Genomic DNA, 21,002 nt, shown 5'->3' with positions numbered 1-21,002 from the left:
CAAAAGCGCTCGGGTAAATTCCCTGAACAGGCCCCGATTTTACGAGTCTTCAGCAATTCGGCAAATAGGGTGCGATACTCCTCGAAATCTGAACACTCGAAATCTGAAAGCCAGCAGCTGAAGTCTGGCGGTTGAATAAGTCGCCTCGCCGCGGCAAATGCTGGCTGTTGCCGTTTTCGAGCGCTATAATCGCGCGGTCACGACTTTCCGGCGAATCGAGCGATTCGCGCTCCGCCCCCAGTTCTTCTTGCCTGATAGTAGAACCTATGGCTGTTTCTCGTCGCAAGTTTCTGCAGTCCACTGCTGCCGGCGTGGCAGGCGCAGCCTGCGGCCCCGTCATTCTGGGCGCGGCGGACAAGACTGGCACCAAACTCAAAACTGTTGGCGAGAACGAATTTCAGTACGAGTGCGAACACAACTGGGGCCAACTGCCGAGCCACATCAAATGGGGCGATACCCATGGTGTGGCGATCGACCAGGCCGGGCTGATTTACATCAAACATCGGAATCGCATTGGCGACCCGATGGACGCGATTGTGGTTTTCGACGCTGAAGGTCGGTTCGTGCGCTCGTTCGGCGACGAGTATCATGGCGGCGGGCATGGCATCGATATTCGCCAGGAAGGGAACGAGGAGTTCTTGTATTTATGCGACGTCACACATAATCTCGTTACCAAAACCACCCTGAAGGGTGAGTTGGTATGGGCCAAGGGGCGACCTCATGAAACCGACGTTTATAAGGATCCTAAAACCAAATATAGCCCTACCAATGTTGCGTTTGGTCCCGACGGTGGTTTCTATATTGCCGATGGTTATGGCTCGCACTACATCCACCAATACAATCGCGATGCGCAGTGGATCCGCACCTGGGGCGGCGCCGGCAAGGATCCCGGGCAGCTACAAACGCCGCATGGCATCTGGCTCGATAACCGCCCGGACCGCGAACCGGCTCTCGTGGTCGCCGATCGGGCCAACGCCAGGCTCCAGTACTTCACGCTTGATGGCAAGTTTTTGAGCATGGTGAACGAGGTCAGCTTTCCAGCCCATTTCGATATCCGCGGCGACGTCTTATTAGTCCCCGACCTACACGCACGCGTCACGCTGTTGGGTCCCGATAATAAGGTTCTGACGCATTTGGGCCATGATGTGGAGTGGACCAGGCAGGTTCTCGCCGGCTTCAAGATGCGAACCCAGCCCGAGCGGTGGGAAGCTGGACGATTTATTCACCCCCACGATGCTTGTTTTGATCGCACCGGCAATATCTTTGTTGTCGAATGGGTTCCTACTGGTCGAGTTACCAAGCTCAGGCATGTCGGCTGATAACAGATTGCGCTCATTATCATCCCTATAATAGGGGTGCTCTTCATTACAGGCCGGTTCCGCGGCTGTTGTTATCTGGTCGATTGTACACACCCTGTTCACATGTTGATTTTAGTGAACATCGTAAGGCTCGTCCGCGCTCAAATTCCCCCCAGCCAACATTCCTGTTAGGGTGCCCCGCAAAATCTTGGAAATTACCCTTTTCAGACCCCACAACTGATTGACGGCCGTTAATATTGCGCTTACGGTATTATTAAAATACCGGTGACAGAAGCTGTCACACCATAAAATTCATCTCGGAGTCGAGTCGCATGGCCAAAAAAGCCAAGGGTGGTCCTAACAAGTCGTCTGAAATCCGCGGTTACAAGGACGCCAATCCCACGGCCAGTCCCAAGGAAATTGCCGAAGCTCTTGGCAAGCAAGGAATCGTCGTCTCGGCTCAATTTGTGAGCACGGTTCTTTCGAACGCCAAAAAGAAGGGTGGCAAAATTGGCAAGCGCGGACCAAAGCCCGGTCGCAAAGCGGCGATGGCAAGTTCCATCGGCAACGTCGATCAACTGATCAAAGCCAAAAAGCTTGTCGATCAACTCGGTGGCGTCGATGCCGCCCGCTCGGCCATCAATGCGCTCGCCCAGCTCCTCAGCAGCTAGTTCAACCAATCGCAAGTAGGCCGCATTGACGGCAAGCAAGGCCCTGGCATCTCTTCACGCCAGGGCTTTTTGCGTTCTTGTTAGCGATTATCATTGGCCAGCACTCCCTCTGTTGTAACTCGGTTCGCCGGCTGGCAAGTCCCCAGAGATACGAGTGATGGCCAATTCCACATTTGCTTACGTCACCTACATTCGCACTACTCCCGAAAAACGCAACCGTTCACGCCAGTACCCGGTAGGTTCTGGCCGCTGGCCGGAACCTGAAGCGGCGAGACACCGAACTTGTAGTTTGCCGGTCGGATGCCGAATGATGGTCCAACTGCCGACCAGGATCACATCCGGCGGATGTGACCTACATGCTGGCGTGAATGCTTACCGAAAAACTGTGGCAGGCTATGCAACAGCCGGAGTTCACTGTTCCACCAGGTTGTGAAAGACCAAATCAGCCGTTCATTAAATGCTGACCTTGTGACACGTCTGGTCAAACCGCGGGCAAGAATCGAGTAATTCTTCAAGAATAGTTGCCTTCCTCGCCGGCTCAAGAAACAGCGACTCCCTCATGAGCTGGAGGTAGGCTCATCAGGGAGTCTTGCGAACTACTGAATTGGCGATCGAATCAGGCTGCTGGTCGCAGGCTTAGTCCAGCTTCACAGCGACGCTGTCGTCGTTGTCGAAGTACTTGGTAATCTGCTCGGTGATGTCCGACGAAGTCGGTTCATCGAGGTTGATCTGGCCCGGGTAAGTCGTCTCGGCATTGACGAGCTTTTCAGCCACGTCGATGCGAGCGCCGATCCCCTTCACCAGATCCTTGGTCCGCGCCAGATGGCTGTCGTCGAAATTGAATTCGCTGGTCGACTGAGCGACGCGAACCATTTCCATGCGGGCGTCGAGGTTAGCAACGTCCACTTCCAGCCGAGTCTTGGCAGCTTGCATGGCCTTCAGCTTTTCGCGTCCGGCAACCAAGCCACGCTCGCGAGCCGCGAGAATCTGCCCCAGCTTCTCGACGGTCACTTGCTTGACCTTGTACGATTCGAACCGATGGGTCAGATCGGTTTCGACCTGTTTGCCGGTGTACGACCTGCCGTGATAGACAAAGGTCGAGTCACCCTTCTTCAGGTCATTCGTCAGCCGTTCGATTTCGGCCCGGTTCTTCGCCAGGCTCTTCTCACCAGCGGCCACTTGTTCTTTGATTCCTTGAACTTCCACTTCTTCCTTGGCGATCAGATGCATGTTCCGTTGAATTTCTGGATCCAGATCGCGAATCATCTTGCGTGCCCGTTCCAGTTCGAACGACACCGGCACGCTGTCGCGCACCGACTGACGAACCCAACCGAGCGACGTCGTGGAATAGCTGATCGCATCGCGGCCAAACAACAGCCCCAATAGCAACAAAATCGCTCCACCCGCAAACACACCCTTCTTGACCATCTCAAGGCCCTCCGCAATGCGATGCAGCCTGGGAATCGCCCCCTTGGCAACTCCAACCCAGCTAAACATCTCCTCCAATTCGCGCTGCCCAAGCGCCAGTACGACCGGCACCGGCAGAACGTAAGGGTTACTTCGCCGGCTTCCGAAAGTTATTGGGCCCGCCGGCACAGAATTTTTTAAGTTTGGCGCGAAGGGGGAGTCAGTGGCTGGGAACTTGGAACTGGAGCAAAGGACTTTCAGTCAGCAGTCAGAGGATTGCCATTCGAACGACCAAAGCCATCCCGAATGGGATCGCAGGGCAATCTTGGCCAGGGAAATTCAATTTCCGGAATTGTGACACTCGCAGTCACTCTCAACTCTTTGATCTGCAAGAAGTTAATGCCGATTCGGAGGGGCCTTCGACCAGTTTCAATTTCCATTATTCCACTCGATTGCTGCCCGCTCCTTCCGCTTACCGGCAACTTTCCAATTTCCACTATTCGCATCGTTTCGAAAGACCACAAGGCTTTGATAATATTGACTTTAAGTTCGATTCAAGGCGGAAGTTTCCGGTATTCGATTTCCGGAAAGTTTCCATTATTCAGTTCAATATGGGCAATCCAGGTAGTCCAGATAGAACCGCGTCGTTGGCAATGCCCTGTTCCAATTTCCGTAATCGCGTCGCCAAATTGCTGCTAGCGCTCAGGCGATTTCCGCGCACCTTTACCCAGCGTTCGACCGAATTGCCAAAGACCAACTGCCAGCTATTAGAGGCATGGGGCGTGACACGTCTGGTCCGCAATTTTCAAAAAAAAGCATTCACACCAGCATGTAGGTCACATCCGCCGGATGTGATCCTGGTGGGCAGTTGGGCCAGCATTCGGCATCCGACCGGCAAACTACAAATTCGGTGTCTCGCCGCTTCAGGTTCCGGCCAGCGGCCAGAACCTACAGGGTGCTGGCGTGAACGGTAAAAAAAATTCGAAGTCCCCGCGCGCCGTGACCAGACTAGTCACAGCCCTCGCGAAGATGGAGGTAGTCAGCAGCCAGCACCACCCCATGAGCGAACTACCCCATGCGACAACTCATCCAACGTGCGATCCGCCAAAGCGACGACCTGGTGCTGGTGTTCGACTACCAGGATTCCAAAGGGGCGGTGACCCGCCGCGTTGTCAGCGCCGTCCGTTTTCTCGCTGCTGACCGCTTTCTCGCTCTCTGTCTCAGTCGCGAAGAACCCCGGCAGTTCTATCTCGCCCGCTGCCAGAACATGCGCCTCGACTGGGCGAACAACTTTGTCATGCCCGTCCCGATGGCCGGTTAGTCCCCCTCGTTGGCGAGTCATTCCATGACTCGCACTTCTACTGTTGTCGTTGCTTGCTATCTCAGCGTCGGGTGGCACGCAACGCCGTGAACCCTTTTTAGGCAGCGGTCGTGAGGTAGCGGGCGCGATGGATTTGGGACTTGGTAGCGAGTAGGAACTCGGGAGAGCCAGCGGGCGGGTCGGGACGTTTTTTGCGAGGATAGTTGCGGCTGGATTTGTTGGCTCGCTCGTAGGTGTCGCGCACTGCTTGAGGGAGTTGGTGGGGGAGCGATTGTTGCCGAGCCAGCGGATGTCGATAGTCGCGCATCAGCCGCCGATACGTGCGCCAGACGCCCGCTAGGCTGAGTTGAGTAGGATCTAGTTGTACGCGCGTCGCTTGGACCTGAGCATCGAGCGCCATGCTCCATAGTCCCAGCAGCGACCACTCCAACTCCAAACGCGCATGCGCGGCATTGGTGCTGCGAAGTTTGCGGCGCTGATACGTTTGCTTCAAGTGGCGAAAGAAGAGTTCCACGCCCCAGCGACGACGGTAAACGTCGAGGACTTGTCCGCGCGATAATTCTTCTTCTCCGACGCTGGTGAGCAAGTAGACCGGATACTTTCCACCAGTGGCCACGACGAGGCGTAACACGAGCGGCGGCTGACTGCGACGGGCAGCACGATCGGGCCAGAGATACACCGTGCCAACGACTTCGCGGGAGAAGCCCAGCTTGTACAGCAGACGCACATTCGAACCGACTCGCACCAGGAAATGGCGACCACTGTTAACAACGGCGCGCAGACAATCGTAACCCACGAAGCCAGCATCGGCGGTGATCAGGGCATTGCTCGGAAGTTCGTCGAGCATCGCCAACCAATGCTCGCGCTCGCTACTGCCGGTCGGACCGATTCGCCACGACCAAGGCAGTCCTGTGCCGACGTGAAACAGCAGGGTCAACCACATTTGCGGGACGCTTGCCTTGCGCGAGTGAATCGCGGTGCGCGGTTTCTGGCGACGATTGCGTTTGAGTTTTCGTCCCTTACCATCGCGAACCGGAGCATGTGCCGCCTCGTGTGACTTGCTTCGCGGCACGTCGACTCGGCTGCCATCAATGCCGAAGAGGACCAGGCCATGAACTCGCCAAAGGGTGGGTAATGCACGCTGCATCTGCCGTCGAAACGTCACCTGCAATACGCCGACCAGCAGCACCGTCCAACGCAGCAGCAACTTCATGAAGGCTTGCACCGAACTGGCAAACTCCTGTTGCGGCGCAAACAGAAATTGAGCTAATCTGCGGGCAGCAAAGAAGCGGTCCCCCAGCGTGAGTTCATCCGACCAAGCCCAGAGCAACGCCGTGGCCGCCAATTGCCGTGGGCCCCACGTGCAGTCGTCACGAAACCGAATCGCACCCCAGTCCCCCTCGCCGAGCAATCGCTCCAGTGACTGCTTGAGCTGATCCGCTTGGAACTCGGCAACGACAACCTGACTTCGACCTTGCTGACTTCGACTAGGGTCTTGATGCGACATTCCCGAATCCTTTCGGGTGAGCGGTGAACGATCCTTTCGCGGTGAGAAACGAAAGCATCGCCACTAACCTCAATCGCATCAAGACTTTTTCACTCTCGCCAAAAAGGGTTCACGGCGTTGGGTGGCACCCGGAACCAAAATGAGCGGCTGCAGTTTCTTGCCGCTACTCAAAGGAGAAAAGTACGAACCGCGCAAGCATGTGTTCATCGAACGGGGACCGCACGGCTCGGCTCCGGTCGCGGTCAACATGACCAATGCCGGTTATGACCTTGGCCGCGCAGTGCGCAGCGATCGCTACAAATTCATCTACAACTGCACGCCGTGGCTGCCTTATTCGCCGGTTGACTCCGCCGGCGGTTTGGGCTGGAAGGAGATGCAAGCGGCCAACACCGCTGGGAAGTTGCCGGCTGGTTTACGAGCGACCTATTTCACTGTCCCCCGACCAGTCTACGAACTGTACGATCTGCAGGCCGATCCATCCGAGTTGCAAAACCTCAGCGGCAAACCGGAAGTCGCTGCCATCGAGCGAGAACTACGAGAAGCGCTCGCGGAAAAAATGATTCTCGATTTCGATTACCTGCCACTCCCAGCCTTATTCAATGGCGACGACCAGCCTGCCAAGAAGGACGCGCGGCAACGCTCAGGGAAATAGCTCGAAATCTGCCGCCGAGCGACTCGGAACCACGTTTGATACCGATGAACGATTGTTTTTCACCCCATACGACGCTGGACTCGTGTAGTTTCCCTGCCTGTTGGATTTTCGCGTGGACTGCAGCACTTCCTCCAGACCTTGGTCAAGAAACGACAAAACCCTTGGAAAACCAAGGGCAGCATTCAGAGGGAGGTCGACGGGGCTCGAACGCGTAACCACCTGATCGACAGTCCCGCGGACTAGATTTCCAACGCATTATAAGCCAACAACTTACGGAAGGTGCAATTGGCAGTTGCACCAGGGTTTGCACCAACAACAGGGACAATGAATGCGCTGTGACGCTCGATGCCGAATTACAAATTGTGATCGACCTGTGGCCCAACCTGCCCGTGACGGCGCGCCAAGTGATTGCCCAAATGGTTCAGTTGGCCGTTAAGTAACCTGATCTAAATGTCCAGAACGACCGAAGTGGTGTACCTCATTACTCCACCATTACCGGCGAGCTTCCAGGTGAAACCGAGTCAACAAAAAAGTCTGGCGAGCTAGCAACTGCCTTTGTACTGGACAACAGATGCTCAGACACGCCTGCTGGAGACCGCCGTTGATTTGGCTCCAATCTAACCAAGAACATTTGAAAGCAACCTCTGCGCTCGTTGTAAATGGAAGAAAGGCATTCGTCGCACAAGTTTGCTTTTTTGATGCCTGGACACGCTGTTCTTGTTCGCGTTTGCTCCTAATAATTTGTCGAAGCCGCTTCTCTCCGGCGGCTTCGGATTAGTCTGCGATCGCGTATTTTCCTGCCATAGCTCGAAGCAACAACTGTTCTTGCTGCTTCAACCCATTTCTTAACGACCAAACGTGTCGTCGCAACCGTCGAAAGGCCATTGAATGCTCAAGCCACTTCCAACGCTGATGCGGAACACAGCGGGATCGAAAGGTCAGCTCCCAGCGAAGCCACTCCCGCCTCTGGTGGAGAAGAAGCCGAAGTCCATTTCGCCGAGCACATCTGTCTCGGTTCCCCAGCATGAATTGCGAAACATTTTCGCGTTGAAAGATCACCCTGACCAGAAACACTTCTTTCCGCCCGAGAACGGTGCGGATCTGGAAAAGCTTTGCGACCAGATTCTGGCTAACGGCCTCACTGAGGTCGTCGAGATTACGTCGGATGGTACGGTAATCTCGGGCCATCGTCGCCTGTCAGCCCTGCGCCGCTTGGTTATCGACCGTAATCTTCCGCAATGGGAAACGATCGAGGTAAAGGTGCGGTATGACCTCGACTCGCAGGGCGACGCAGCAATCAAAGTCCGGCTGATCGAGGCCAACCTGAATCGGCGCCATCTGCCACCTCTGGAGGAGCTTGGCTTGACCATCGAGGCGCAACGGGGGAGGGGCGAAGAGGTTGAAAAAGATAAGCTGCTGAAGGAAGTCGGCGAGCGCCGCAACGTGAAACGTGTGACCATGGAGCGTTATTGGGATCTGATGGCGTTGCCGTTGGAACTGCGGCGGCTGGTCGACCGCAAGAAGCTCTCGCAGCAGGTGGGCCAGGCGATCCTGGACCACGCAACCGAAGCAGAGACTGAGGAACTGCGGCAGTTGGCTATCAGCGGTGGCAATGTGAAGAAGCGGGCTCGGGAGCTGCTTGAAGCGAGGCTTCCCGAAAAGCAACGCCAGCCTCCCACACCCGAAGAAGCGCTAGATCGGTTTCTGGTGGCCAGCCTCGATGTGGCCGTGTATTTCAAGCCGATCAAACGGTTCATCGAGGAAAACATCGGCGATCGGTTGAAGGTGTTCACTTGGTTCAGGAGGAGCAAGGACGCCGAATTGGTTGTGCCCTTACTGATGAGTTTGATCAGTCGGTCGCCTCGTCTTGATGCGGAGGATCGCGAATACCGTCCGACGCTGGGCAAGCAGTCGCTGACTGATGTGATTGCCAAGGTGGCTGCAGCGCACAAAGCTGCTCGGAACGCCGAGATCGAGGAACCGGCTTCCCTGCGGCCGGCGAAAAAACTGCCGCCGCTGATTCTTCCTAAGAACCCGGCTGCGTAAGGCTGGGAGCAGACGTGGCGATTCCGCCGGATCGAGATCGCCGCCCGCTGCTAGGTTTTTGTGGCGGGCGGTGGCGGCAGGCCGCCGCAAGTAAGTGAACCACCGGGCCATCGAGAACACCCTCGCTGTTTTGCATAAAGCACGCCATCCTTCTCGAACGCGAGTTGCCGAACCGAATTAGCCACTCAGCACAGTCCGGCGACCTGCGCCACATCTCCTCAATCGATTTGCAGGTCGCTGGGCAGTAGTCCCTGGCTGCAGCGACGAAGTCAGCGGTACCAGTGACGCAGTGACACGAGGTGTTAACGTATCAGTCGATCAATTGACCGACGAAATTACGCCCGCACCGTACCGGCGCCGACTCAGTCGGCAAGTGTGAATGACCTGCGACCTTCACAATCGAGTCGGCGTTTGCTCGGTGACGTGCGCATGTGCCGCGGACTTCAGAACGAACGGCAGAATTTCCATGTTGTCACCGCTTTGGTTTGATCAACAGAACCTCTGCTCGTTCAATCCATCCCTTTCGCAGGTCCACGCGAAACCAGCCGTCGCTGTTTTTAGGATGAAAGCGGACGGGAGAACGTGCCCCGAACTCAGCCAAGTCGTATTCAGCCCAAGTCTTGCCCATGTCGAGCGAGATGGCGATGCCCGTTTTGTAGGTGGAGGCCGGCGCGCAATGACCTGCCAGGATCACGCCGTCTTCGATGACCATGTTGGCCATTTCAAATTCTGCAGCGAACAACCGTGTGTGCTTCTTCGGATCGGCAAGATCGGCAGGCGCACAGCGGAAGATGCCACGGTCGTAAGATTCCTCCGGCGACTTACGGCCGTTCGCATCGGCGGCCCAGTAGAGTTGACCATCGACGAAGTTGATGCCACCCGACTTGTAACGCGAGTTCGAGTTCACGGAGACCACGACTCGCCAATCCCACGTGTCCGAGCGCGCGTCGTACACGCCGCGCAACCAGTGGCATTCGTTGCCATGACCTCGATTGACGTCGCCGGTGCAAGCGTAGAACGCTCTCTCGACCGGATTGTAGGCGACGGCATGCAAGTGCCGGCAAATGACAGGGTTGGTTGGATCGCCAAGGAACAATCCCGGTTCAGCTCCCTTCTCCTGGAAGTGAGGGTTGCGGCCGAAAGCATAGGCGATCTTGACCGTCTGCCCGCTGTCAGTCGAGTAGTAGATATTCACTGGCACCGGCCCGCCGAGCACATTGCAGTAATTGCCCCAGACCAGCATTTCAGAGCCGTCGATGTCCCAGGTGTGAATGCCGTCGAGCGAGTGGAAATACCAGCCAGGCAAATCCGGGTTGCGAGGTGTATGCGGTAGGTAATCTCGGCCCGCGCGGTCCTTGACGATGATCTGCCGATGCGTGGCGAGGTTGTCAGTGCTTAAGAACAGCTTCTCGCGCGTGGCGAACAAGACGTTGCCGTTTTTTAGCAGGCAACTGAAGGTGATGTTTTCGGCGTCCGGAAAGTCAGCACTGTACGCCCAGGTTCTGGCGTTATCCTCGGACAAATAGATCTTGCCGTCGCCGAACCCAAAAGCTCTGTGTTCGCGCTGCGAATCGATGTAAGGCCCCTCCGCGGCAAGTCGAAACCAGAAGTGGTCGGTTTCCCGAGTGGCGGTCGCTGCATGCAGTCTGGGGACGGGAAGCATCAACCCGGTCGCTGTAACAGCGGCGGTGGCTTGCAGGAATCGCCGGCGACGCATCGGCGAATGGGGTGTGCCAGCATTCATAAAACTTTCTCCCGTAGCCCGAGGGAAACCCTACGGACCGCAGGTGATTGTGGCAGGTTCAAAGCATCGCCTCAATCTGAGCGCACAGTAACTTTTTGAGACGATGAGGAACCTCGGCCGATATGACCGAGTCGCGTTGTGCGCAGGACGCCCAAGGCCAGAATGGCCCCGACCACGAGCGAGCGAAGAGTTGCCCGGAACTGACCTGGTGGCGCGCAGGAGTCACTCACCACCAGCCAAAGTGTGAGTAATCGCTCACTGGCATGTGCTCATTTGGTTTGCCGCCACCGTTCACTGGACCGGAATGAGTCCACATAGGCCCCCATCAACTGAGCTGATTGCGGTATAGGATGTGCCTTATCGATAGTGGCATTTCGTAATCAACCGCGGCGGTCGCTGGGACAGATCAATCAGACAAGAGGAATCCTCACGATGAAACTTGGCACTTTTACGTTGGTCTTCGGGCTGGCTTGCTTAACCGCCCTGGCTTCGGCTCAGGCTCAAAGCAAGAAACCCAACATCCTCGTCATCTGGGGCGATGACATTGGCACCTGGAACATCAGCCACAACAACCGTGGCATGATGGGCTACAAGACGCCCCACATCGACCGCCTGGCTAAAGAAGGCGTCGCCTTCACCGATTACTACGGCCAGCAAAGCTGCACCGCCGGCCGCGCTGCGTTCATCAGCGGCAGCGTGCCGGTGCGCTCGGGCATGACGAAGGTCGGCATGCCCAACGCCCCTCAAGGCTGGCAGAAGACCGACTGTACCATGGCCACCGTGCTAAAGAGCCAGGGTTACGCCACAGGCCAGTTCGGCAAGAACCACCAGGGCGATCGCGATGAGCACCTGCCAACCATGCACGGCTTCGATGAGTTCCTCGGCAGCCTCTACCACCTCAACGCAGAGGAAGAACCCGAGCAACGCGACTACCCGCGGGACATGAAACTGGCCAACGGCAAAACCTTCCTCGAGCAGTTCGGTCCGCGCGGAGTGATCAAATCCAAGGCTGACGGCAAGGGTGGCCAGACCATCGAGAACCTCGGCCCGCTTACCAAGAAGCGGATGGAGACCATCGATGATGAATCCATGGCCGCCGCCAAGAACTTCATCACCCGTCAGGCTAAGGCTGGCCAGCCGTTCTTTTGCTGGTGGAACGGCACCCGGATGCACTTCCGCACGCACGTGAAGCCTGAACACATCGGTATCTCAGGGCAGGATGAATATGGCGATGGCATGGTCGAGCATGACATGCACGTCGGCGAACTGCTGGAACTGATCGATGAACTGGGCTTGGCCGACAACACCATCGTGCAATACTCGACCGATAATGGTCCGCACTACAACACCTGGCCCGACGCCGGCACCACGCCCTTTCATGGCGAGAAGAACTCCAACTGGGAAGGTGCCTTCCGAGTGCCCTGCCTCATCAAATGGCCCGGCCACTTCCCGCCGGGCGTGACGCTCAACGGCATCGTGTCGCACGAAGATTGGTTTCCCACCTTCGCCGCCGCCGCCGGAAATCCCAACATCAAGGAACAGCTCCTCAAAGGCGCGGACCTCAATGGCCGGCACTATAAGAACCACGTCGATGGCTACAACCTGACCGATTACCTCAGCGGCAAGGTGAAGAAATCGCCCCGCAATGAGTTCTTCTATGTCGGCGACGACGGCGACATGATGGCAATCCGCGTGGGTGACTGGAAGGCGACCTACCTCGAGAATCGCGCCCGTCAGCTCCAGGTCTGGCGCGAACCCCTCGTGAAGCTGCGCATGCCCCTGCTCTTCAACCTGCGTCGCGACCCCTTCGAGAAAGCCTACGAGAATTCGAACACCTATCACGACTGGATGATCGACCGGGCTTATGTACTTGGGCCCATGCAGATGGTCGCCAGCAAGTTCCTCATGACCATGAAGGAATTCCCGCCGAGCCAGATGCCAGGCGACTGGAGCCTCGAATCGCTGGAAAAACAGATCAAGGGAATGACGGCCGGCGGCAAATGATACCACGCCGCACGACACATTGACTTGTCATTTGGGCGCACCCGTGGAAACACAGGTGCTGCCCTTTGCTCCGCATTCAACCACCTCGGAATGTAGCATCATGAAGCTCAGAATGTTTATAGCTTCAATGGTTGTCGCTGTTTCCATCATCGCGACGTCATTCACTTCCAACGCTCACGCCGATGACCCGTTGCCATCATGGAACGAGGGCCCGCTCCCTGTGCATAACCCTCTACGTAACAGTACTCTCTTTTGCGATTTTCGTAAGTGCTTTTGAGTCGGCACTTGTGGAGTTCGAGTCCGTTGCGGTGGCAAAAACGGTCGCGACGCTCTTCGAACTATTGCTGCAGCCCGTTAACAGCGGCGCGCTTCCGCGATGCCGATTGCCAGCCGCGCACCATCGCAACTTCAGTCGCTGATTCTCTGCTGCGGATGACCGCAGGCCTGGTTAGAATGGCGGGCCTCGGGAGAACTCGCTGTGCCTCAGACTGCCGACCAATTCGCCAAAGCCCTGATCGCCGCGGGGCTTTCGTCGGCCGATGAAATCAAGTCGCTGTGGAGTTCGCTGCCAGCTGGTTCTCGCCCCAAAGACGGCGAGACCTTCGCCAAGGTGCTGATCGAACGTGAGAAGCTGACCAAGTTTCAGGCCGAGGAATTGTTGTCCGGTTCGCAGACGCCGCTGGTGCTGGGCGACTATGTGCTGCTGGCCAAGATCGGGGCCGGCGGCATGGGGCAGGTGTTTAAGGCCCACCATCGCCGGATGAAGCGCCTAGCGGCGATCAAGCTACTACCGACTTCGCTGACCAAAGACGAAGCCGCCATCAAACGATTTGAGCGGGAAGTCGAAGCGGCAGCGAAGCTCACGCATCCCAACATCGTGCAGACCTACGACGCCGGCGTACAACGCGGCGTCTGGTACCTGGTGATGGAGTACGTCGAAGGGCGCGATTTGTCGGGCGTCGTCGCTCACGAAGGCCCGCTGCCGGTGGCTCGCGCGATCGATTACATCCGGCAATCAGCCAAGGGGCTCGCCTTCGCGCATGAAAACGGCGTCGTCCACCGCGACATCAAGCCGGCCAACTTGCTGCTGGATAAGAAGGGGACGATCAAAATCCTCGACATGGGCTTGGCCCGCTTCGAAGATGGCGTGGCCGCCCAGGAAGGGCTCACCAAATCGGGCGACGTGATGGGGACCGTTGACTACATGGCTCCGGAGCAGGCGTTCGATACTCGCCACGCCGACGCTCGGGCGGACACCTACTCGCTCGGTTGCACGCTCTATCGCTTGCTCACCGGCCAGAACATGTACGACGGCGAAACGATGGTGCAGAAGCTGATGGGGCACCAGAGCAAACCGATTCCCTCGCTGGCCACTCAGCGGCCCGATACTCCCAAGGCCCTGGTGACGATCTTCGAACGCATGGTCGCGAAGAAGCCCGCTGACCGCTACCAAACGATGGCTGAGGTGGAAGCGGCTCTCGCGCTGCTCGCCAGTCCACCGCCCGCCGCCAGTTCCTCGGCGAAGCCCGAAGCCGACAGCAAACTTGGTTCATTCCTGCAATCGTTCATGGGAAAAAAGCCCATGCCAGTCACCGGCGGAGTCGCAACTGCACAGAGGCCGCGCACGGCGGCCAAGACAATGGACGAACTATCCCCGACGATCGCGGTCGCCAGCGCTCAAGTCACAACCGAGCCGATTTCCGATCGTTCGATCCAGGTGGCCGGCAGCCGCCCGCCGCAGCGGCCCCAGGGGCCTTGGTGGCGGCAACCGCTTGTCGTTATGGCAGGCGGGCTGGGTGGGTTCTTGCTGCTCGCCCTCGGCGTCTGGGTTATCATTCGCGACAAAGATGGCAAAGAAGTCGCCAGAATTGAGGTGCCAGACGGAGGATCGGCGACGATCCAAACCAAAGGGAACGATCTCCCGCCAAGCACACCCGTTGGCAAGCCTCCTCCCCTCGCTAAAGCTCCCTTCGACGCCGCTCAAGCCAAGGCCCATCAAGCCGCCTGGGCCCAGTATCTGGGTACGGAGATCGAAACCACCAATAGCGTCGGCGCGAAGATGGTCCTCATACCGCCGGGTGAGTTCATGATGGGGAGCACGGACGAGCAAGTTGAAGCGGCGTTGAAAGCGGCCGACGAAATCAAGGCCGATGGCGGAGTCATCAGCCGCATCGAAAAGGCCGAACGTCCGCAACACAAGGTAGTCATTACCAAGCCGCTGCTGATGAGTGCAACCGAAGTAACGATCGGACAGTTCAAGAAGTTCAGTGCCACGGGCTACCAAACCGAAGCGGAGAAAGCCGAGGCCGCCGCCAATGCTGCGTCTCCGCCGCCGGTCGAGGCGGGCCAGCCATCGCCGAAGCCGACCCCAAATTATCTTAATCACCGCCCCGACTTAACCGACGATTCGCCGGCCGCCTACATCACCTGGAACGACGCCACGGCCTATTGTCAGTGGCTTTCAACACAAGAAAAAAGAACCTACCGCTTGCCGACCGAAGCCGAGTGGGAATATGCCTGCCGCGCCGGGACGACGATGCAATACAGTTTTGGTGACGACTACAACGAATTGCCCAAGTACGGTTGGCACAACAAGAACGCCGGTGGCAAATCGCATCCGGTCGGTACGCTGTTGCCGAACCCATTCGGCCTGTTCGACATGCACGGCAATCAGTACGAATGGTGCGGCGATTATTTCGACGAGAAATGGTATGCGGCATCCCCGCTAAACGACCCAAACGGCCCATCCGCCGGCTCCAATCGCGTGATCCGTGGCGGCAACTGGAACTTCCCCGCTTCCCACTGTCGCAGTGCTTATCGCACCAACAACACGCCGTCGCCCCGCCCCGGTTTTCGCTGCGTGTCGGTTCTCGACGCCCCGGCGACGACGGCGAACGGCCCGCCAAGTACTCCGCCGGTCGTCACACCCGCACCCGCAATCAAAACCGCTGGCGCCACGCCGCCCCTCGCCAAAGCCCCCTTCGACGCCGCTCAGGCCAAGGCCCATCAACAAGCCTGGGCCAAGCATCTCGGCACGCAGATCGAGACGGTGAACTCAGTCGGGGCGAAGATGGTGCTGATTCCTCCCGGCGAGTTCCAAATGGGTTCGACCGATGAGCAGGTCGAGGCGGCGTTGAAGGTGGCAGACAAATTCAATGCGGTCCAATTTCATAAAGACTGGATTCAAAAAGATGAGCGACCACGGCATCGAGTCGTAATTACGAGGCCATACTGGATTGGAGCCACAGAAGTCACCGTTGGCGAGTTTAAGAAGTTTTCCGCTACGGGTTTTCTAACTGATGCGGAACAAAGAGCAGGGGCAGCATCTAAAACTATCCAATCACCCGGTCAAACACCGACCGACGCGGGCTCACCAATCTTGACTTATCTCAATCCCGGCTACTCTGTGACAGACGACTCACCGGCCGCAGCTATTTCCTCGTACGAGGCATTGGCTTATTGCAAGTGGCTCTCTGACGAAGAGAAGACACAATATCGCTTACCAACAGAAGCTGAGTGGGAATACGCCTGTCGAGCGGGCACGACGACGCAGTATTCGTTTGGCGACGATCACGCCGAGTTAGAAAATTATGCTTGGTATAACCAGAACGCGAAAACCAATCCCCGGCCCGTGGGCATGAAACTACCCAACGCTTTCGGCTTGTTTGATACGCACGGCAATTTGGTCGAGTGGTGCCAAGACTTCTACGATGAAAAGTCGTATGAAAAGTTAACGCTAGAGAATCCAGTTGGTCCATTAACCGGCAGATTGCGTGTGCTCCGTGGTGGTGCATGGAACAGCATCCCTCCTACGACCCGCAGTGCGTTTAGAAACCATGAACCGGCGACTAACCAAATAGGTACTGCCGGTTTCCGCATCGTGCGGGTGTTCAACGCCCCATCAACGACGGCGAGCGTCACGCCGCAGCCCGCCGTCCCCGCCGCTGCATCCGCCAAACTCTTCATGCACGACCCCGCCTTCCCGCAGTGGATGAAGGACGTGCAGGCGATGAGTGCCGAGCAGCAGATCGAAGCGGTGAGCAAGAAGCTGGTGGAGTTGAATCCGGGGTTTGATGGAGCGATGGGGGCTGACGCTGGGCCGTCCGCTGTAAAGGGAAAGCCCAAGGTCGAGAACGGCGTGGTCACGCAAGTAGCACTTGTTAGCAGCCAATTGCTCGACATCTCGCCGTTAAGAGCCTTTGCGGGATTGAAGAAACTATCATGCCATGTGCCACAGGGACCAGCGAATGGCATTCTCCGAGACATCTCGCCACTTACAGGGATGCAACTGACAAGTCTCTCCATCCGAGGTCAGAAATTCCTCTCCGACCTCACCCCACTCAAAAGCATGCCTTTGAACGATTTGGATTGCTCAGGATGTAAGTCTGTGTCCGATCTGACGCCGCTACAGGATATGGCGTTGACGACGCTCAACCTTCGAGAAACGCCGATTGTCGATCTATCACCGCTTAGGGGCATCAACCTAAAGAACCTAGATCTATTTGATTGCCGCCAACTTGTTGATCTATCGCCCCTCAAGGAGATGAAACTGGAAAGCTTTGCTATCGGCTCTTTTGGTGCGATGAAAGTCTCGGACCTGTCGGTGTTGGCCGGCATGCCATTGAAAGATATCCAGTTGAACTACAATCCCGAACGGGACAAGGAACTACTCCGTTCCATCAAGACGCTGGAGCGGATCAACTTCAAGCCGTCCACAGAGTTTTTGGAGAAAAATTGACGGGAAGTAGTCGCGAAATCGTGACCCAAGTCGCCGCTCTGCAAAAAGCCCTGCCCAACTGCAAAATCGAGTGGGACGATCCGGCCAAACCCGCCGCACCGACTCCCGCCGCATCCGGCACCAAGTAACCGCACGATAAGAAGTATTATGGCCGTCGCCCTCGAAACCGTCGTCAAGCAGCTCGAAGACAGCGGGATCGTTGCCCAGGGCAAACTCGAAAACTTCATTCCGCCCAAAGCCGCTCCCAAGGACGCCCACGAACTCGTCGCTCAATTGGTCAAAGAGCATCACCTGACCAAGTTTCAGGCGGCTCAGGTTGCCGCCGGGAAATCCAAGTCACTGATCCTCGGTGAGTACACCATCCTGGATCGCATCGGGGCTGGCGGTATGGGGCAAGTCCTGAAAGCACTTCACAGGCGTATGGATCGCACCGTGGCGATCAAGATGTTGCCAAGTGCGACGATGAAAGATGCAGCCGCGATTGCCCGCTTTGAACGTGAAGTCAGAGCCGCTGCCAAGCTGAGTCATCCCAACATCGTCGCCGCTCACGATGCTGGCCAAGCCAATGGCGTCCACTTCCTGGTTATGGAATACGTCGAAGGACAAGACCTCTCGGCGTTGGTGAAGAAGAACGGTGCGTTCCCCGTCGCCAAAGCGACCAACTACATCTTGCAAGCCGCTCGTGGACTGGAGTTCGCTCACGGCGAAGGCGTCGTCCATCGAGACATCAAGCCCGCCAACCTGCTCTTGGACAAAAAGGGCGTCGTTAAGATCCTCGACATGGGCTTGGCTCGCATCGAGTCGGACGGCGAAACGGCCACCCAAGCCGAACTGACCGGCACCGGGGCGGTGATGGGAACCGTGGACTACATGGCCCCCGAGCAGGCCATGAGTACCAAGAGTGCCGACGCACGGGCCGACATCTACAGCCTGGGCTGTTCGCTCTTCTATCTGTTGACCGGCAAGCCGACATTCGAGGGCGAGACGATCACGGCCAAGCTCGTCGCTCATCAAGCTCATCCCATTCCAGAACTTCGCAAGGCATGTAGCGAAGCCTCGGCAGAACTGGAATCCGTCTTCAGCAAGATGCTGGCTAAGAAGCTCGAAGATCGCTACCAGTCGATGAGCGAAGTGATCGCTGACCTGGAGCGACTTGGCGGCCGCTCGCAGACATCACTCGGGACTTCGCAAGCGGCCAGCACTAATTGTGAAAACAGTGCGTTGACGTTCCTCAAGGACATGCCGATCCAGCAGACGCTTCATAAGTCGAAGGCCACTAAGAAGATCGCCGCTGCCAAGTCGAACGATGGGAAGCAGCCACCGTGGAAGAACACCAAGGTGCTGATCGGTGCGGCGTTCCTCGGCGTGTTGGTCCTGGCGGGCATCATCGTTTCACTCCAAACCAAGGACGGCACGCTCATCGTCGAAGTCGATCAGCCCGATGCGATGGTGCAGGTGTTGGACTCGGAAGGCAAAGTCGAGGTCAGTCAGAAAGGCGTGGCTGGCAAAGTCACGATCAGCGTCGATCCAGGCAAGCATCGTCTGCGTGTTGAGAAAAATGGATTCGTTGTATTCGGCCAAGAGTTCGAGATGGAGTCGGGCGGCAAGAAAGCGATTACGGCGAAGTTGGTATCCGTGAAGATGCAATCGACTACGAATGAAGTCGCTCTGGATTTCGATGGAAAGTCGAGCTTTGTCTATACGCCACTGGTTTACAAGAACGATGGTCCACTCACGGTCGAAGCATTTGTAGTGGCTCGCAACAGAAAGGTGGGCACGGTCATATCAAATGCAAGCGACACCGGTTTTAGCCTCGAAATTGTGAAGTCGAAATGGGCCGCCAGTTCCCTAACAAAATCACAAACGACGACCCAAGTATCGCTGGCGGAAGTCGAAGGCGAGAAAAGTCATCTTGCGGCAGTGTTTGATGGAACGAGCATCCGGTTATTCAAGGATGGAGTATTACAAGGTGCATCGGTGGCAGACCAGGAATTCGTTAGTCGCCCGTATCAAATCGTCATTGGGGCCGACCCAACAGGAAAAAAAGGGCCGCAACTACCTGTAAGTCCTTCTGCCGTCTTCGACGGCATCATCGACGAAGTTCGCATCTCCAAGGTCGCCCGCTACACCGGCGACTTCAAACCCGATCCTCGCTTCACTCCCGACGCCGATACCATTGCCCTCTATCACTTCGACGAGGGCAGCGGCGACACGGCCTTTGATTCGTCGGACAATAAGCATCACGCCAAGATCGTCGGGGCGAAGTGGGTGAAGGCCGACTCATCGAATCTGGGAGCAGTTGCGACCGCTTCGACATCGAAATCGCCTGCCGTTTCCTTCCTAACGGCGACTAGCCCCGTCCCGCCACTCGCTAAAGCCCCCTTCGACGCCGCTCAAGCCAAGCAACATCAACAAGCCTGGGCCAAGCATCTCGGCACCGAGGTCGAGACGACCAACAGCGTCGGCATGAAAATGGTTCTCATCCCGCCCGGCGAGTTCATGATGGGCAGCACGGATGAGCAAGTTGCAGCTGCTCTCAAGGCAGCGGAGGAAACCAAAGCCGATCAAGGTACAAAAGACCGCATCGAAAAGGCGGAGCGCCCCCAGCATCAGGTCGTGATCACCAAGCCCTTCCTCATGGGTGCCACGGAAGTGACGGTGGGCCAGTTCAAGAACTTCTCTGCCTCTGGCTACGTCACCGCAGCCGAGCAAGAAGAGCTCAAAGCTAAGGCGTCTCCACCGCCGGTCGTTCCTGGTCAGCCGGCCAAACCGATCCAGACTTACCTCAAACCCGGCTACGTTGTGGCGGACGATTCACCCGCGGCGGTGATTACCTGGAACGATGCAGTGGCCTACTGCAATTGGCTTTCTGTGCAAGAAAAACTCGATCCCTGTTATGTGCTGAACGGGAACACCAGTCAGTTGCAACCGAACAAGAATGGCTATCGTTTGCCGACCGAAGCCGAATGGGAATACGCCTGTCGGGCTGGTACGACGACGCAGTATTCGTTTGGCGACGACCACCAGCAGTTAGAGCAATATGGTTGGTACAACAAAAACCATGGCGGTCGAACGCATGCGGTGGGAACCAAGCTGCCCAACCCGTTCGGCCTGTCCGACATGCATGGCAATGTATGGGAGTGGTGCCAAGATTACTACGACGAAAAGTGGCACGAGAAGACCCTCGCCAACGACCCAAATGGCCCATTTTCCGGCTCCGATCGCGTGCTCCGTGGCGGCCACTGGAACTACTACGCTTCCTACTGTCGGTCTGCGTATCGCGGCAACAACTCGCCGTCGCACCGTAACAACGTCAGCGGTTTTCGTGTCGTGCGGGTGTGGTAGGGGCTTGGCTTCCAGTCGTCGTACTCTGAATCTCTGATTTGCTGATCTCTGTAATTCTGTTCTCTGTTCCTCTCTCTCTCTCTCTCTCTCTCTCTCGACTGGCGCAGCCCGGCGTGCGAAAAAAATTATGCGTGCTGCGTGTCACGACATTTGGGACTTTCCGCGCGAGTTCTCGCCGTGCTGACAACCACAACATTTGGGACTTTCTGCGCGAGTTCTCGCCACTTGGGGTGCGGGAGGCCAAAAGATGTGCGAGCCCGGGCAAGAGA

At 57.0% G+C, this 21,002-nt stretch carries 11 protein-coding genes; 8 read left to right on the top strand and 3 right to left on the bottom strand.

Going from position 1 to position 21,002, the window contains the following annotated elements:
* Positions 1 to 266: 266 nt before the first annotated feature.
* Both ETAA8_RS31480 and ETAA8_RS31475 read left to right on the top strand, forming a co-directional pair.
* Complete coding sequence (locus ETAA8_RS31480; protein WP_145098502.1) at positions 267 to 1,319, top strand: twin-arginine translocation signal domain-containing protein; 1,053 nt, start codon at positions 267 to 269, stop codon at positions 1,317 to 1,319.
* Between the two features lie 311 nt (positions 1,320 to 1,630).
* A complete protein-coding gene (locus ETAA8_RS31475; protein WP_145098499.1) occupies positions 1,631 to 1,969 on the top strand; it encodes a hypothetical protein in 339 nt (112 codons plus the stop codon).
* 636 nt (positions 1,970 to 2,605) lie between these two features.
* Here the strand turns inward: ETAA8_RS31475 and ETAA8_RS31470 are convergent.
* Entirely contained in the window at positions 2,606 to 3,466 is an 861-nt protein-coding gene (locus tag ETAA8_RS31470) for a hypothetical protein (protein ID WP_238397624.1), read from the bottom strand.
* Between the two features lie 985 nt (positions 3,467 to 4,451).
* Between ETAA8_RS31470 and ETAA8_RS31465 the strand changes: the two genes are divergently transcribed.
* Positions 4,452 to 4,697: a hypothetical protein gene (locus tag ETAA8_RS31465; protein WP_145098496.1), complete on the top strand. Its 246-nt coding sequence runs from the start codon at positions 4,452 to 4,454 to the stop codon at positions 4,695 to 4,697.
* A gap of 97 nt (positions 4,698 to 4,794) precedes the next feature.
* Here the strand turns inward: ETAA8_RS31465 and ETAA8_RS31460 are convergent, their stop codons facing one another.
* Positions 4,795 to 6,204, bottom strand: coding sequence for a transposase (locus tag ETAA8_RS31460; RefSeq protein WP_145083689.1), 1,410 nt, complete (start codon positions 6,202 to 6,204; stop codon positions 4,795 to 4,797).
* Between the two features lie 139 nt (positions 6,205 to 6,343).
* Between ETAA8_RS31460 and ETAA8_RS31455 the strand changes: the two genes are divergently transcribed.
* Both ETAA8_RS31455 and ETAA8_RS31450 read left to right on the top strand, forming a co-directional pair.
* Entirely contained in the window at positions 6,344 to 6,856 is a 513-nt protein-coding gene (locus ETAA8_RS31455; RefSeq protein WP_145098493.1) for an alkaline phosphatase family protein, read from the top strand.
* Between the two features lie 969 nt (positions 6,857 to 7,825).
* On the top strand, positions 7,826 to 8,902 hold the full coding sequence (locus tag ETAA8_RS31450) for a ParB/RepB/Spo0J family partition protein (protein WP_145098490.1): 1,077 nt from the start codon (positions 7,826 to 7,828) through the stop codon (positions 8,900 to 8,902).
* Between the two features lie 472 nt (positions 8,903 to 9,374).
* Here ETAA8_RS31450 and ETAA8_RS31445 read toward each other — a convergent pair whose 3' ends face one another.
* Positions 9,375 to 10,646 (bottom strand): hypothetical protein, encoded by a 1,272-nt coding sequence (locus ETAA8_RS31445; RefSeq protein WP_145098487.1) that lies wholly within the window; start codon positions 10,644 to 10,646, stop codon positions 9,375 to 9,377.
* 432 nt (positions 10,647 to 11,078) lie between these two features.
* On the opposite strand from ETAA8_RS31445, the gene ETAA8_RS31440 reads away from it, so the two are divergent.
* The 3 genes from ETAA8_RS31440 to ETAA8_RS31430 all read left to right on the top strand — a co-directional run bounded on the left by ETAA8_RS31440 (position 11,079) and on the right by ETAA8_RS31430 (position 20,733).
* Positions 11,079 to 12,650 (top strand): arylsulfatase, encoded by a 1,572-nt coding sequence (locus tag ETAA8_RS31440; protein ID WP_145098484.1) that lies wholly within the window; start codon positions 11,079 to 11,081, stop codon positions 12,648 to 12,650.
* A 478-nt stretch (positions 12,651 to 13,128) separates the two neighbouring features.
* Complete coding sequence (locus ETAA8_RS31435) at positions 13,129 to 17,388, top strand: bifunctional serine/threonine-protein kinase/formylglycine-generating enzyme family protein (RefSeq protein WP_145098479.1); 4,260 nt, start codon at positions 13,129 to 13,131, stop codon at positions 17,386 to 17,388.
* Between the two features lie 147 nt (positions 17,389 to 17,535).
* Positions 17,536 to 20,733 (top strand): protein kinase domain-containing protein, encoded by a 3,198-nt coding sequence (locus ETAA8_RS31430; RefSeq protein ID WP_145098476.1) that lies wholly within the window; start codon positions 17,536 to 17,538, stop codon positions 20,731 to 20,733.
* Positions 20,734 to 21,002 lie beyond the last annotated feature (269 nt).

Origin of the sequence: Anatilimnocola aggregata (assembly GCF_007747655.1) — a bacterium.
GTDB classification, from domain to species: Bacteria; Planctomycetota; Planctomycetia; order Pirellulales; family Pirellulaceae; genus Anatilimnocola; species Anatilimnocola aggregata.
Note: the sequence above shows the minus strand (reverse complement) of the source record. Positions and strands in the feature narration are given on the sequence as shown.

Excerpts from the sequence above, each read along its gene's own strand:
- ETAA8_RS31480 (WP_145098502.1), top strand. The coding sequence starts at position 267 with ATGGCTGTTTCTCGTCGCAAGTTTCTGCAGTCCACTGCTGCCGGCGTG.
- ETAA8_RS31475 (WP_145098499.1), top strand. The coding sequence starts at position 1,631 with ATGGCCAAAAAAGCCAAGGGTGGTCCTAACAAGTCGTCTGAAATCCGC.
- ETAA8_RS31470 (WP_238397624.1), bottom strand. The coding sequence starts at position 3,466 with ATGTTTAGCTGGGTTGGAGTTGCCAAGGGGGCGATTCCCAGGCTGCAT.
- ETAA8_RS31465 (WP_145098496.1), top strand. The coding sequence starts at position 4,452 with ATGCGACAACTCATCCAACGTGCGATCCGCCAAAGCGACGACCTGGTG.
- ETAA8_RS31460 (WP_145083689.1), bottom strand. The coding sequence starts at position 6,204 with ATGTCGCATCAAGACCCTAGTCGAAGTCAGCAAGGTCGAAGTCAGGTT.
- ETAA8_RS31455 (WP_145098493.1), top strand. The coding sequence starts at position 6,344 with ATGAGCGGCTGCAGTTTCTTGCCGCTACTCAAAGGAGAAAAGTACGAA.
- ETAA8_RS31445 (WP_145098487.1), bottom strand. The coding sequence starts at position 10,646 with ATGAATGCTGGCACACCCCATTCGCCGATGCGTCGCCGGCGATTCCTG.
- ETAA8_RS31440 (WP_145098484.1), top strand. The coding sequence starts at position 11,079 with ATGAAACTTGGCACTTTTACGTTGGTCTTCGGGCTGGCTTGCTTAACC.
- ETAA8_RS31430 (WP_145098476.1), top strand. The coding sequence starts at position 17,536 with ATGGCCGTCGCCCTCGAAACCGTCGTCAAGCAGCTCGAAGACAGCGGG.